Origin of the sequence: Bradyrhizobium forestalis (assembly GCF_002795245.1) — a bacterium.
GTDB classification, from domain to species: domain Bacteria; phylum Pseudomonadota; class Alphaproteobacteria; order Rhizobiales; family Xanthobacteraceae; genus Bradyrhizobium; species Bradyrhizobium forestalis.
On record NZ_PGVG01000039.1, the window covers coordinates 52,675 to 67,374 of the forward strand.

At 65.2% G+C, this 14,700-nt stretch carries 11 protein-coding genes and 1 pseudogene; 5 read left to right on the forward strand and 7 right to left on the reverse strand.

Annotated features, from left to right (window positions below; genetic code table 11):
- The first annotated feature begins 462 nt into the window (after positions 1–462).
- From CVM73_RS31670 to CVM73_RS31685, 4 genes and pseudogenes are all read left to right on the forward strand, one after another.
- Entirely contained in the window at positions 463–3,864 is a 3,402-nt protein-coding gene (locus CVM73_RS31670; RefSeq protein WP_100235701.1) for a helicase-related protein, read from the forward strand.
- A gap of 10 nt (positions 3,865–3,874) precedes the next feature.
- A pseudogene (locus CVM73_RS31675) lies at positions 3,875–4,138 on the forward strand (RNA-binding S4 domain-containing protein); the annotation flags it as partial.
- A gap of 132 nt (positions 4,139–4,270) precedes the next feature.
- Complete coding sequence (fdxA, locus tag CVM73_RS31680; RefSeq protein WP_018643465.1) at positions 4,271–4,609, forward strand: ferredoxin FdxA; 339 nt, start codon at positions 4,271–4,273, stop codon at positions 4,607–4,609.
- Positions 4,610–4,952: 343 nt separating this feature from the next.
- Positions 4,953–5,783 carry a CarD family transcriptional regulator gene (locus CVM73_RS31685; RefSeq protein WP_167407166.1) on the forward strand — a complete coding sequence of 277 codons (831 nt, stop codon included), beginning with the start codon at positions 4,953–4,955 and terminating at the stop codon, positions 5,781–5,783.
- A gap of 213 nt (positions 5,784–5,996) precedes the next feature.
- On the opposite strand, the gene CVM73_RS31695 is transcribed toward CVM73_RS31685, so the two are convergent.
- The 7 genes from CVM73_RS31695 to cyoA are packed head-to-tail and all read right to left on the reverse strand — an operon-like array spanning position 5,997 to position 12,936.
- Positions 5,997–6,530, reverse strand: coding sequence for a response regulator transcription factor (locus CVM73_RS31695; RefSeq protein ID WP_100235704.1), 534 nt, complete (start codon positions 6,528–6,530; stop codon positions 5,997–5,999).
- Entirely contained in the window at positions 6,520–7,923 is a 1,404-nt protein-coding gene (locus CVM73_RS31700) for an ATP-binding protein (protein ID WP_167407167.1), read from the reverse strand. Before CVM73_RS31700 ends, CVM73_RS31695 begins: the two co-directional genes overlap by 11 nt.
- Positions 7,895–8,746 carry an SURF1 family protein gene (locus tag CVM73_RS31705; RefSeq protein WP_100235706.1) on the reverse strand — a complete coding sequence of 284 codons (852 nt, stop codon included), beginning with the start codon at positions 8,744–8,746 and terminating at the stop codon, positions 7,895–7,897. The genes CVM73_RS31700 and CVM73_RS31705 overlap by 29 nt, the downstream gene beginning before the upstream one ends.
- A 13-nt stretch (positions 8,747–8,759) precedes the next feature.
- A complete protein-coding gene (cyoD, locus tag CVM73_RS31710; RefSeq protein WP_100235707.1) occupies positions 8,760–9,140 on the reverse strand; it encodes a cytochrome o ubiquinol oxidase subunit IV in 381 nt (126 codons plus the stop codon).
- A complete protein-coding gene (gene cyoC / locus CVM73_RS31715) occupies positions 9,137–9,766 on the reverse strand; it encodes a cytochrome o ubiquinol oxidase subunit III (RefSeq protein ID WP_100235708.1) in 630 nt (209 codons plus the stop codon). Before cyoC ends, cyoD begins: the two co-directional genes overlap by 4 nt.
- A complete protein-coding gene (gene cyoB, locus CVM73_RS31720; RefSeq protein WP_100235709.1) occupies positions 9,767–11,764 on the reverse strand; it encodes a cytochrome o ubiquinol oxidase subunit I in 1,998 nt (665 codons plus the stop codon). It lies immediately after the preceding gene.
- Positions 11,765–11,775: 11 nt separating this feature from the next.
- Positions 11,776–12,936: a ubiquinol oxidase subunit II gene (cyoA, locus tag CVM73_RS31725; RefSeq protein WP_100235710.1), complete on the reverse strand. Its 1,161-nt coding sequence runs from the start codon at positions 12,934–12,936 to the stop codon at positions 11,776–11,778.
- Positions 12,937–13,118: 182 nt separating this feature from the next.
- Here cyoA and CVM73_RS31730 point away from each other — a divergent pair, with 182 nt between their 5' ends.
- Positions 13,119–14,447, forward strand: coding sequence for an MFS transporter (locus CVM73_RS31730; protein WP_100235711.1), 1,329 nt, complete (start codon positions 13,119–13,121; stop codon positions 14,445–14,447).
- Positions 14,448–14,700 lie beyond the last annotated feature (253 nt).

The window sequence follows — 14,700 nt, forward strand, 5'->3', positions numbered from 1 at the left end:
TCCATTTGACTCCTCCCCGATTCTGATTCGACTCCGCGCCGTCCCCAGCTTTAACGAATCCGGTCGCTTGTGCGGCCACGCAAAACTCCATCTAGTGCGCAACCAATATGAGTCCCGCGACATGTTGCGTGAACGGAACAGGACTCAACAGGGAGTCAGCGATTCGGCCGCGATTCGTTCTAGAGTCGTTCCGAAGCTTAAAGCGAACGGGAAAAGCGTCGCAAAGTGAGACAGTTGCGCGGGATTTGGGGAGAGCGTGCCGCACCCTCCGCCGTCATGCCCCGGCTTGACCGGGGCATCCAGTACGCCGCGGCCTCTCGGCTCGACCGCAGCCGTCTCGGCGTACTGGATCGCCCGGTCAAGCCGGGCGATGACAGCGCTGTGTGTGGGAACGGCCCAGCCCCCTCACCGCCTCATCCAGCACTGACATTCGCCCAAATCGCCACTACCTAATCCCCGGACATGGCATTTTCCTCCTCCCCCTTCGCCTCCGAGCGCGCCCTTCACGATCGAGTGCCTGGCGCGGGCGTCACTGCGGTGCTCGGGCCGACCAACACCGGCAAGACCCATCTCGCCATCGAGCGGATGCTCGCGCATCCCTCCGGCATGATCGGGCTGCCGCTGCGCCTGCTCGCGCGCGAGGTCTACAACAAGATCGCCGACAGGGCGGGCGCCGCCAGCGTCGCGCTCGTCACCGGCGAGGAGAAGATCAAGCCGAAGAACCCGCGCTATTGGGTGTCGACCGTCGAGGCGATGCCGCGCGACCTCGACGTCTCCTTCCTCGCCGTCGACGAGGTCCAGATCGCCGCCGATCTCGAACGCGGCCACGTCTTCACCGATCGGCTGCTCAACCGCCGCGGCCGTGACGAGACGCTGCTCTTGGGCGCCGCCACCATGAGGCCGATCATCGAGCGGCTGCTGCCGGGCGTCTCCATGATCACGCGGCCGCGCCTGTCCAGCCTCGAATTCGCCGGCGACCGCAAGATCACGCGCCAGCCGCGCCGCACCGCCATCGTCGCGTTCTCGGCCGATGAAGTCTACGCCATCGCCGAGCTGATCCGCCGCCAGCACGGCGGCGCCGCCGTGGTGCTGGGCTCGCTGTCGCCCCGCACCAGAAACGCACAAGTGGCGATGTTCCAGAACGGCGATGTCGATTATCTCGTCGCCACCGATGCCGTCGGCATGGGCCTCAATCTCGACGTCGATCACGTCGCCTTCGCCTCCGACCGCAAGTTCGACGGCTACCAGTTCCGCCGCCTGACGCCGGCCGAATTCGCGCAAGTAGCCGGCCGCGCCGGCCGCGCCACCCGCAACGGCACCTTCGGCACCACGGGCCGCTGCGCGCCGTTCGAGCCCGAGCTCGTCAACGCGCTGCAGAACCACACCTTCGATGCCGTGAAGGTGCTGCAATGGCGCAACGCGAAGCTGGATTTCTCCTCGCTCGGCGCGCTGCAGGTGTCGCTGAACCTCGCCCCCGGCCACGAGACGCTGACGCGCGCGCCTGTGGCCGAGGACATGCGCGTGCTCGACCACGCCGCCCGCGACAGCGAGGTGCGCGATATCGCGCATGGCAAGGCGGCGGTGGAGCGTCTCTGGGAGGCCTGCCAGGTCCCCGATTACCGGAAACTGTCGCCGGCCGCCCATGCCGAGCTGGTGACGACGCTGTACGGCTTCCTGATGCGGAAGGGCTGCATTCCCGATTCCTGGTTCGAGGCCCAGGTCACCCAGGCCGACCGCATCGACGGCGATATCGACACGCTGTCGGCCCGAATCGCCCAGATCCGCACCTGGACCTTCGTCGCCAACCGCCCGGACTGGCTGAGAGACCCCGAACGCTGGCAGGGGATCACGCGGGAGGTCGAAAATAAATTATCGGATGCGCTCCATGAACGCTTGACTGAGCGTTTCGTTGATCGCCGGACCAGTGTATTGATGCGCCGCCTGCGGGAGAACACGAGCTTGAATACTGAAATCGGCAAGACCGGCGAAGTCATCGTCGAAGGCCATGTCATCGGCCGCCTCGACGGCTTCACCTTTGCACCGGATGCGGCGGAAGCAGGCTCCGATGCGAAAGCCTTGCAGGCTGCAGCGCAAGCGGTGCTCGCCGGCGAGATCAATGCGCGCGCCGAAAAGCTCGGCAATGCGCCGGACGAGCAGTTCGTGCTGACCTCGGAAGGCATCATCCGCTGGACCGGCGATGCCGTGGCGCGGCTGTCTGCCGCAGAGGACGCGCTGCATCCGCGCATCCGCATCATCTCCGACGAGCGCCTCACCGGCGCCCCCCGCGACAAGGTGCAGGCGCGGCTCGAGCTCTGGCTCAAGACGCATATCGAAAAGCTGCTCGGGCCGATGTTCGAGCTCAGCAAGGCCGAGGACGTCACCGGCATTGCCCGCGGCATCGCCTATCAGCTGGTCGAGGCGCTCGGCGTGCTCGAGCGTCCGAAGATCGCCAGCGAGCTGAAGGATCTCGACCAGCCCTCGCGCGCCGTGTTGCGGAAATACGGCGTCCGCTTCGGCGCCTATCACATCTATTTCCCCGGCCTGCTCAAGCCCGCCGCGCGTGCGCTCGCCGCGCTGCTCTGGGCGCTGAAGCAGGACAATGTCGATCTCTCCGCGCTGTCGGGCGCGCAGCATCTGGCATCGTCCGGCCGCACCTCGTTCCCGGTCGACAAGCAGCTGCCGCGCGATGCCTATCGCGTGCTCGGCTACAAGCAGGCTGGCGAGCGCGCCGTGCGCGTCGACATTCTGGAGCGCCTGGCCGACCTGATCCGCCCGGCGCTGGCCTGGCGCGAGAACGCGCCGGGCGAAAAGCCCGCCGGCGCGTTCGACGGCCGCAGCTTCGTGGTGACGCAGGCGATGACCTCGCTCACGGGATCAGCCGGCGAAGACTTTGCCTCCGTGCTGCGTGCGCTCGGCTATCGCTTGGAGAAGCGCCCGCCGCTGCCACAGAAGCCGGTCGTTACCGAAACGGTTGCGGCCGAGACGCCGCCCGCCGAGGGCAGCGCCGAGACCTCGACCGAAGCCGCGGCGGAGGCCGTTGCCGGCCTGCCGGTGGAGGCGACTGCATCGACCGAAGCCGCCGCCGAAGCCGTCACGGTCGAAGACGCCCCCGGCGTGGAGCCGCACGACGAGCCAGCCCACGACGAGCCCGCCCACGACGAGCCCGCCCATGAGGAGCCGGCGCTCGAAGCGTCTCCAGAAGCGCCCGTCACGCCCGAAGATGCCCCCGGCATCGCGCCGCCCGCCGAAGAGGCTGCGACGTCCCCCGAGGCTGCCGGCCTGGAAGCTGCTGCCGCCGAGACCGCCGCGACGGAAGCTGCCGCATCGCCCGATGCTGCCGCGCCTGAGGCTGCGGCCCCGCCCGCCGAGCCCGAGCTGGTCGAGGTCTGGCGCCCGGCCGGCCGTCACGAGGATCGCAAGCCGCGTCACGAGCGCCATCGCCACCAGCGTCACCACCATCAGCCGCGTTCGCAGGCGGGTGCTGAGGCCAGCGCGGCGGGTCCGGGCGAAGCCGCCGAAGGCGCGAAGCCGGGCCATCGCCACGGCGGGCATCGGAAAGATTTCCGCAAGGGCCGCGAAGAAGGTGGCGATCGCCGCGAGCAGCGCAGCGACAACAACCGCCGTTTCGAGGGCAAGGATCGTGATCGCGGCAAGGGCAAGCCCGGCGATCGCGACGGCGGCCGCGAGCATCGTGGCCGCGACCGCGACAAGGGCCGCGATCGTCGCGATCGCGAGTCCGGTCCCTCGCTGCGTCCCTACGCATCGAGCGCGAATCCGCGCGAGCGCGATCGTCCCATCGATCCGAACTCGCCCTTCGCCAAGCTTGCCGCGCTGAAGGAGCAGCTGTCGGGGCGGAAGGAGTGATCCCACGACCGAGCGGCAACGCCTCGACAAATGGCTGTGGCACGCGCGGGTGGTGAAGGCGCGCACCTCCGCGGCCGAGCTCGTCGTCACAGGCCATGTCCGCCTCAACGGCGCCCGCGAGACATCGCCGGGCCACGCGATCAAGATCGGCGACGTGCTCACCATCGCGCTCGACCGCACGGTGCGCGTGTTGAAGGTGACGGGCTTCAACGAACGCCGCGGCGACGCCGCCTCGGCACGGGTGCTCTACGAGGAGCTAGGGACGCGCAATTAATTGCGCTTCCCATTCATTTCTTGGTCGATCAAACACACAAAGCCGTCATGATCGGGCCTTCCCGACCTTGCGGCGCCGGGCCATCCGCGCTAGGCAAGCCGCGACTTCTAAAAGAGCTTTTCGGAGCGTTGGATGACTTACGTCGTCACTGAAAACTGCATCAAGTGCAAGTACACCGACTGCGTCGAGGTCTGCCCGGTCGACTGCTTCTACGAGGGCGACAACATGCTCGTCATCCACCCCGACGAGTGCATCGACTGCGGTGTGTGCGAGCCGGAATGCCCCGCCGATGCCATCAAGCCGGACACGGAACCGGGCCTCGAAAAGTGGCTCCAGGTCAACGCCGACTACGCCAAGAGCTGGCCCAACATCACCCAGAAGAAAGAATCACCCGCCGACGCCAAGGAATTCGACGGCATGGAGGGAAAGTTCGAGAAATATTTTTCTCCGAACCCGGGCTCGGGCGACTAATTCGCGCCCAAACTTAACCCTAATAGCGGCGCTGCCGCCGAAAACCAGCCCTCAAGACCCCTAAATCATTGATTTTTGCGGGAAATGTGCTATATTGGGCACATTAAGCCGAACCCCGTCAGCCCGTTGGCCCCTCTGGGTTCCCGTGAAACCAAATGTCGAACAGGGGCGTGGCAGTTTCCGCGCGCAGGCTGTGTCACAGAAAACGCGTAAAAAGAGTACTTCAGCGAGGGCTTCCCATAAGGAGGCCAAAAAAGTCGCCGCGGCCAGCCGTAGCGCATCCAAGGGTCGGACCGCGACGAAGGCGCCGGCTGCAAAGTCCTCGAAGAACAAAAGAAGCGCAATGCCTAACAAGACTGCCAAACCGGCCGCGAAAGCGACCGCTGCCAAGCCTGCTGCTGCCAAGCCTGTGACTGCCAAGCCTGTTACGGCCAAGCCGGTGATTGCCAAGGCTGCCGCTGCCAAGCCCGCGACGAAGGCCCCTGTTGCTGCTGCGCCTGCCAAGGCTCCCGCCGCCGCCAAGCCGGCCGCCAAGCCCGCTGCTGCGCCGAAGGTCGAGGAAAAGAAGGTCGTGACCCAGCGCCAGGGCTTCAAGGCCAACGAATTCGTCGTCTATCCCGCTCACGGCGTCGGCCAGATCCTCGCCATCGAGGAGCAGGAGATCGCCGGTGCGAAGCTCGAGCTGTTCGTCATCAACTTCATCAAGGACAAGATGACGCTGCGCGTTCCGACCGCCAAGGTCGCCAATGTCGGCATGCGCAAGCTGTCCGATCCGGCGCTGGTCAAGAAGGCGCTGGAGACGCTCAAGGGCCGTGCCCGCGTCAAGCGCACCATGTGGTCGCGCCGCGCCCAGGAATACGAAGCGAAGATCAATTCGGGCGACATCGTCGCGATCGCGGAAGTCGTGCGCGACCTCTATCGCTCGGAGTCGCAGCCGGAGCAGTCGTATTCGGAACGCCAGCTCTACGAAGCGGCGCTCGACCGTCTCTCCCGTGAGATCGCGGTGGTGCAGCACTCGACCGAGACCGAAGCGGTCAAGGAGATCGAGGCCCAGCTCGCCAAGAGCCCGCGCCGCAATGCCAAGGCGGAAGCCGCTGAAGGCGAGGCGGATGCCGAGGGCGATACCGACGATACCGATGGCGACGACACCACCGTCGCCGACGAGGCCGCGTAAGCAGCCTCGTTCTGCGCAAGCAATCAAAAGCCCGGCCGTTCGGCCGGGCTTTTTGTTTGGGGTCCGCAGGAGCAGCCGTGTGCCACAACCGTCATTCCGGGGCTCGCGCAGCGAGAGCCCGGAATCCATTCATCCATCGTCTCTGTCGCCCGATGGATTCCGGGCTCGTGCTTCGCACGCCCCGGAATGACGGCGGTGAGAGTTGCGGACGACCTACTTCACCGGCCGCTTCTCGAGCTTCCTTGCCAGCGTCCGCCGGTGCATGCCGAGCCTTCGTGCCGCCTCCGAGATATTGAATTCCGTCTCGATCAGGGTCTGGTGGATGCGCTCCCATTCCAGTGTCTTGATCGAGGTCGGCCGCGCATCGAGTGCGACCTCGACGTTGCCTTCGGCCTTGTGGAAGGCGGCTTCGATGTCGTCGGTGTTCGACGGCTTTGCCAGATAGTGGCAGGCGCCCAGCTTGATCGCCTCGACGGCGGTGGAGATGCTGGCAAAGCCGGTCAGCACCACGATCAGCATGTCCGGATCATGCGTGTGCAGGAGCTCGACGCAGGCGAGGCCCGAGGCGCCGCCGAGCTTGAGGTCGACCACGGCGTGGCCGAAGGTACGCTCCTCCAGCACCTTCCGCGCCTCCTCGATCGAGGTGGCGAGCACGACCTCGTAGCCGCGACGCTCGAACGAGCGCTTCAGCGTGCGGGCGAAGCCGGCGTCGTCCTCGACGACGATGAGTGAACGGTCAGGCGTCAAAACTCCCTCCGATCGCGAGCGTTGCGAGCGGCAACGTCAAGCGCACCGTGGCGCCGCGCTTCCTGTGGTTCTCGGCGGTCACGCTGCCCCCCAGCTTGCGTAGGACGTTCACCACCAGGAACAGGCCGAGTCCGCCGCCGGCGCGGCCCTTGCTCGACTGATAGGGCTTGCCGAGCTGCGCCAGCATCTCCGGCGCAAAGCCGGGGCCGCGGTCAGAGATCGACAGCACGAGATTGTCGCCTTCGCGCTCGGCCACCAGCTCGACCCAGTCGCGCGAGACCTCATAGGCGTTGTCGAGCACGTTGAAGATGACCTGCTTCAGCGCGACGTCTGAGACGATCGCGACGTCCTCGCCGAAGGTGTTGAGGAAGTAGAGCGTGCGCGCCGAGCGCGCGTTGCGCCATTCGTCGACCAGCGCGGTGACGAAGGCCGTCACCGTCGTCGGCGAGGAGCCTTCGCCGCGCGCTTCGCCGGCCGACACCAGAATTCCTGTCACGATCGACTTGCAGCGCTGCAGCGAGGTCTCCATCTCCGCGAGGTCCTCGGCGAGCTCCTGGTCTGCGGCAAGATCCGGCATGCGGCGCCAGTCGCTGAGGATCACCGAGAGCGAAGCGAGCGGGGTGCCGAGCTCATGTGCCGCGCCGGAGGCGAGCAGGCCCATGCGCACGATGTGGTCCTGCTCGGCGGCATGCTGACGCAGCGCCGCCAGATGCGCGTCACGTTCGCGCAGATTCCGGTTGATGCGGGTGACGAACACGACCAGCAGAACGGCATTGAGCACGAAGCCCAGGAGCATGCCTGTTACGGTGAGGCTGTAGGTCTCGCTGATCGGGTTCGGCGGCAGGTCGAGCGGCCGGTACGCCAGCGTCAGCCAGACAAAGCTCGCGCAGGTCAACGCCACCAGCGACCAGGTCGAGCGGGAATCGAGCAGCACCGCGCCGAGCGTCACCTGGAGCAGGAACAGCGAGGTGAAGGGATTGGTGGCGCCGCCGGAGAGGTAAAGCTGCGCGGTCAGCGCGGCGACATCCAGCATCAAGGCGACCAGAAGCTCGTTGTTGGTGATCGCGGCGCGATGGCGCACCCAGACCAGGCTGGAGACGTTGAGCAGCACCAGCGCGCCGATCACCGCGCCCATCCGCTCCAATGGCAGGGGAATGCCGAGACCGAAATGCACTGCACCGATGGTGACGATCTGGCCGACCACCGCGGTCCAGCGCAGCTGGATCAGCAGCGCCATGTTCTTGCGGTTGGTCTCGTCGTCGGTGGGCGCTGGGCCGATCAGCTCGCTGCGCGCGTCCGCCTGCGATTGCAGCGTGACGGGCCCGCCGCCATGGGCAAGCGTTTGGGGAAGCGTCTTCCCGTCGTCAGGTCGGCTCGACGATCGTTCCAGCATCTGATCCCGTCCTGCGGGCGGCGGCATCCGAGCCGCCAGCCGGTTCCTGGACGAAGCGCTTGCGGCGGAACAGCCCGCCGCCGAATGTGACGAAAAACCTGCCGGCCAGCATGAAAGCCAGGGCAAACCACGTCAGCGCGTAGATCAGGTGGTTATTGGGAAAGCGGATCACGGTCAATCCGCCGATCGGACCGCCGGCAATTTGTGATCCGGCGTCGGCATCCACGAAGAAGGGCGCGACGTCATGAAGGCCACGTGCCGCCGTGATGGCGGCGACGTCCCGCGAGTACCAGCGGTTGTGCTGGGGCACGTTGTTCCGCAAGAAACCGCCCTTCGGCTCCGTCATGCGGAGCAGGCCGGTGATCTCGACCTGACCGTCGGGATTGCCGTCCCTGCGCATCGACGGGTCGCGCCGGTCGGACGGCACGAAGCCGCGGTTGATCAGCACCAGCGTGCCGTCATCGCGCTTCAGCGGCGTCAGCACCCAATAGCCCGGGCCTTCCTCGGTGACGGCCTGAACCAGGGTCTCGCGGTCATGCAAGAAGCGACCGCTGACGCTGACGTGCCTGTATTCGTCGTTTGCGGCGCTGATGGCGGACCATGAAGCGGGCGAGGGGATCGGTTGGGCTGGAGCGTGGACGCGCTGCTCGACACGGTCGATCAGCGCCAGCTTCCAGGCGCGGCGCTCGATCTGCCAGACGCCGAGCGCGATCAGAATTACAAAGGCGATGACCGAGAGGACCATGAGCCACAAGGAGGGGGCGCGCACGGCCTCGCTGTGCGTCCCTCCTGCCTTGCTCGTCGCGGTCCGAGTCTTGCTCACTTCGGAGCCTCGCTCACTTCATTCCCGTCATCTGGTGGACCGGCATCATGTTGCTGTTGAGGTGGCTCATCACCCACAGCGAGCCGGACAGTGCGATCACCACCATCACGATGGTGAAGATCAGCGCCATCATGCTCCAGCCGTTCTCGGAGGTCGTGTTCATGTGCAGGAAGTAGATCATGTGAACCACGATCTGCACGACCGCGAAGGCCATGATGACAAGCGCGGTGATCTGCTTGCTCGGCAGCGTCCCGCTCATCACCAGCCAGAACGGGATCGCGGTGAGCACCACCGAGAGCACGAAGCCGAGCATGTAGGTCGAGAACGTGCCGTGGGCGTGGCCGCCCTCGTGGTGATGATCGTCCGCGTGGGCGGCATGGGTATCGGTGCTCATCGCAGAACTCCCAGGAGATAGACGAAGGTGAAGACGCCGATCCAGACCACGTCGAGGAAGTGCCAGAACATCGACAGGCACATCAGGCGGCGGCGGTTGGCCTCGATCAGGCCGAACTTCTGGACCTGCACCATCAGGGTCACCAGCCAGATCAGGCCGCAGGAGACGTGCAGGCCGTGGGTGCCGACCAGGGTGAAGAAGGCGGACAGGAAGGCGCTGCGCTGAGGCGTGGCGCCCTCGTGGATCATGTGGGCGAACTCGGTGAGCTCGATGCCGATGAAGGCGGCGCCGAACAGGCCGGTGATCGCCAGCCACATCTGGGTTTGGGCGATCTTGTTCTGCTGCATCGTCAGCATGGCGAAGCCGTAGGTGATCGACGACAGCAGCAGCATCGACGTGTTCACCGCGACCAGGTTCAGGTCGAACAGGTCCTTCGGCGCCGGGCCGGCGGCGTAATTGCCGCCGAGCACGCCGAAGGTGGCGAACAGGATCGCGAAGATGAGGCAGTCGCTCATCAGGTAGATCCAGAAACCGAGCGAGGTGCTCCAGCCTTCCGGATGCGGATGCTCGTCGGCGAGATAGAAGACCGGCTCGCCGGTTTGCGTGGGATTGATAGCGACAGTCATTTACTTGGCTCCGGCGAGCAGTTTGGTGCGCGCGTCCTCGGTCCGGATGACGTCTTCAGCCGGAATGTCGAAGTCGCGGTGATAGTTGAAGGTGTGGCCGATCCCGACGGCGAGCATCGCGATGAAGCTCACGGCGGCGAGCCACCAGATGTACCAGATCAGGCCAAAACCCATCGCGGTGGCAAGGCCGGCGAGGATGATGCCGGTGCCGGTGCTGCTGGGCATGTGGATCGGCTTGAACCCGGTGAGCGGACGCTGGTAGCCGCGCTTCTTCATGTCCCACCACGCGTCATTGTCGTGCACGACGGGGGTGAAGGCGAAGTTGTAGTCCGGTGGCGGCGAGGAGGTCGCCCATTCCAGCGTGCGCGCGTCCCAGGGATCGCCGGTGACGTCCTTGAGCTGCTCGCGCTTGAGCAGGCTGACCGCGAACTGCATCAGCATCGAGAGGATGCCGATGAAGACGAAGACGGCACCGATCGCGGCGATGACGAACCAGATCTGCAGGGACGGATCGTCGAACACGCGCAGGCGGCGGGTCACGCCCATCAGGCCGAGCACGTAGAGCGGCATGAAGGCCAGGTAGAAGCCGGTGACCCAGAACCAGAACGACATCTTGCCCCAGAACGGATCGAGCTTGAAGCCGAACGCCTTCGGGAACCAGTAGTTGATGCCGGCGAACGCGCCGAACACCACGCCGCCGATGATCACGTTGTGGAAGTGCGCGATCAGGAACAGGCTGTTGTGCAGCACGAAGTCGGCCGGCGGCACCGCGAGCAGCACACCGGTCATGCCGCCGATCACGAAGGTCAGCATGAAGGCGATGGTCCACATCATCGGCAGCTCGTAGCGGATACGGCCGCGATACATCGTGAACAGCCAGTTGAACATCTTCGCGCCCGTCGGGATCGAGATGATCATCGTGGTGATGCCGAAGAACGAGTTGACGCTGGCGCCCGAGCCCATCGTGAAGAAGTGATGCAGCCAGACCAGGTACGACAGGATGGTGATGACCACCGTGGCGTAGACCATCGAGGTGTAGCCGAACAGCCGCTTGCCGGAGAAGGTCGAGGTCACCTCCGAGAAGATGCCGAAGGCGGGGAGGACCAGGATGTAGACTTCAGGGTGACCCCAGATCCAGATCAGGTTCACGTACATCATCGGGCTGCCGCCGAAATCGTTCGTGAAGAAGTTGGTGCCGACATAGCGGTCGAGCGACAGCAGCGCGAGCACGACGGTCAGGACCGGGAAGGAGGCGACGATCAGGACGTTGGTGCAGAGCGAGGTCCAGGTGAACACCGGCATCTTCATCATGGTCATGCCGGGACACCGCAGCTTGACGATGGTGCAGATCAGGTTGATGCCGGATAACGTCGTGCCGACGCCGGCGACCTGCAGTGCCCAGATGTAATAGTCGACGCCGACATCAGGACTGTAGCCGATGTTCGACAGCGGCGGATAAGCCAGCCAGCCGGTGCGGGCGAACTCGCCGATGAACAGCGAGGCCATCACCAGCACCGCGCCGCCGACCGTCATCCAGAAGCTGAAATTGTTCAGGAACGGGAACGACACGTCACGTGCGCCGATCTGCAGCGGTACGACGTAGTTCATCAGGCCGGTGACCAGCGGCATCGCCACGAAGAAGATCATGATCACGCCGTGGGCGGTGAAGACCTGGTCGTAGTGATGGGCGTTGAGATAGCCTTCGGAGCCGCCAAAGGCGAGCATCTGCTGGCCGCGCATCATCAGCGCGTCGGCAAAGCCCCGCAGCAGCATCACGATGCCGAGGATCATGTACATGATGCCGATGCGCTTGTGGTCCACGGTGGTGAACCATTCGCGCCAGAGATAGCCCCAGAGCCGGAAATAGGTGAGGCCGCCGAGCAGCGCGGCGCCGCCGAGCGCGACCACCACGAAAGTGCCGACGACGATCGGCTCGTGCAGCGGCAGCGATTCGAGGCCGAGCCGGCCGAAGATGAGCTTGAGAAGATCAGGAGACATGCGGGATCTCTTTAGGAGTCTGACTTCGGACGCTGTCCGAGGAAGAAGGACGAGGACTTGAGCGGCGTGAAGCTCGGCCGCTTGAGGCCGGCGCCGAGCAGCGGCGCGGTGTCGGCGGGGGCCGTGATGGAGGCGGTGGTTCTGCCCTGCGGCGCATCCGGCGTGCAGGTGCCGGCGACGAAGCTCGGCTCCGGTCCAAGCGCGGTGCCGCGGCGGGCATATTTGTCGTAGGCCAGCGGCAGGGTGTTGTTCAGGCCCTCATGGCCGTTGCCGCCCTTGGCGTCGATCGCCATCATCTCGCTCTGGCACATCTTGCCGGTCTCGACGCACATGTTGAGGATCAGGCGGTAGAGATCGGCATCGACGCTGCCCCAGCGCCGCACCGGCTCGTTCTGGCTGGGCTTTTCGAGCTGGAGATATTCGGCGCGGCCGAGCGAGCCGCCGGCGGATTTGGCGCTGGCGATCCAGGCGTCAAAACCCTTGTCGTCGAGGCCCTGGAAGTTGAAGTGCATGCCGGAGAAGCCGGCGCCGCTGTAGTTCGCCGAAAAGCCCTTGTAGGTGCCGGCGTGGTTGACGACGGCGTGGAGCTTGGTCTCCATGCCCGGCATCGCATAGATCTGGCCGGCGAGCGCGGGGATGTAGAACGAGTTCATCACCGAGGACGCAGTGATGCGGAAGTTGATCGGACGATCGACCGGCGCGGCCAATTCGTTCACGGTCGCAATGCCGTAGTCCGGATAGATGAAGAGCCACTTCCAGTCGAGCGCGACAACGTCGACCTCAAGCGGAGCCTTGGACTGGTCCACGGCGCGCTCGGCATGGATGCGGCCGAGCGTGCGATAGGGGTCGAGCAGATGCGTGCCCATCCAGGTCAGCGCACCCAGGCAGACGATGATCAAGAGCGGCGCCGACCAGATCACCAGCTCGAGCTTGGTCGAGTGGTCCCATTCCGGCTCGTAGCGAGCGGCCGTGTTGGACTGGCGATAGCGCCAGGCGAACAGCACCGTCAGCGCCATCACGGGGAGGACGATCAGGAGCATCAGGACGGTGGAGATGATGACGAGGTCGCGCTGCTGGGCAGCGATGTCGCCGGCTGGCGCCAGCACGACGTAGTCGCAGCCGCTGAGAGCGGCAGCCAGAGGTAGTAGCGCCAGGATCTTGAGACGAGACACGGGCCGAGCCTTATGAGAATGAGTTTCCTTTGCGGGGCCAACGGGTAGCTGCGGCGCAACAATCCGGACATTGGACAATTTGTCCAATGTTGCAGTGCGGGAGGTTGCGCCAGACAGAGGCAGATTGCCTGGCGTCCCGCCGGGCGGTCGGCTTTGGTTTTCAGGACGTTAAGGGCGCACGAATGGCGACGGCACAGACCCCCGCAATGGCAAACCTCCACACGGGCGAGCACGGCCACGACCAGGCCAGTCCCGGAGAGATCGCCATCGGCGTCATCATCGGCCGCACCTCGGAATTCTTCGACTTCTTCGTCTTCGCGATCGCCTCGGTGATCGTGTTCCCGCGCCTGGTGTTCCCGTTCGCGAGCGAGCTGACCGGCACCCTCTATTCCTTCATGATCTTCGCGCTGGCCTTCATGGCCCGCCCCATCGGCACTGTCATTTTCATGACGATCGACCGGACCTACGGCAAGACGGCCAAGCTGATCTCGGCGCTGTTTCTGCTCGGCACCGCTACCGTCGCGCTCGCGTTCCTGCCCGGTTATCACGAGATCGGCGTCGCCGCGATCTGGCTGCTGGCGCTGGCGCGTATCGCGCAGGGTCTGGCCTGGGGCGGCGCCTGGGACGGCATGGCTTCGCTGCTGGCGCTGAATGCGCCTGCCTCGAAGCGCGGTTGGTACGCGATGGTGCCGCAGTTAGGGGCCCCGCTCGGACTGATCGTCGCGAGCGCGCTGTTCGCCTATTTCGCCGGCAACCTCTCGGCCGATGACTTCTTCGACTGGGGCTGGCGCTATCCGTTCTTCGTCGCCTTCGCCATCAACGTCGTGGCGCTGTTCGCCCGCCTGCGCATGGTGACGACCGAGGAATACGCCTCGCTGTTCGAGACCCGCGAATTGCAGCCCTCGCGCATCTCCGAAACGGTCGCGCGCGAAGGCCAGAACATCATGCTCGGCGCGTTCGCGCCGCTGGCCAGCTTCGCGCTATTCCACATGGTCACGGTGTTTCCGCTGTCCTGGGTGTTCCTGTTCACCCGCGAAAGCCCGGTGCGCTTCCTGATCATCGAGATCGTCGCTGCCGTGTTCGGCGTTGCCGCGATCGTTGTCTCCGGCATCATCGCCGACCGTGTCGGCCGCAAGTCGCTCTTGATGGGATCGGCGATCGCGATCGCGATCTACAGTGGCTTCGCCCCGCAGCTGCTCGATGCCGGTGCTTTCGGCGAGACCATCTACATGGTGATCGGCTTCATCCTGCTCGGCCTGTCCTTCGGCCAGTCCTCGGGCGCGATCGCCTCGAACTTCAGGCAGGCGTACCGCTACACGGCTTCGGCGTTGACCTCCGACATGGCCTGGCTGTTCGGCGCCGGCTTTGCGCCGCTGGTCGCGCTGCTGCTCGCCACCAATCTCGGCGTCATCGCTTCGGGCGCGTATCTGCTGTCCGGCGCGTTCTGGACCCTGCTCGCGCTCTGGCTCAGCGGCCAGCGCGAGGCGGGCGACATGGACGCGGGCGGTTAGTTAGGCTTGCGCTGCGTCTCCGAAACAGGTGTCGTCCCGGCGGTTCGCAGGGACCCCATAACCCCAGGGAGGGGTTGTGTAGGCGAGCTGGCAATCGCGAGTCTTCGTTAAAACACGGCCGGTGGCTGATGGTGTGGACGGCCCCCTACGGCATCATTTGTGCCAGAATGAGGTTGTCACACACTCATTCACAGGAGCCGTCCGTGAGCCAGATTATCCGCATTGGGATGGATACGTCGAAGCATATTTTCCA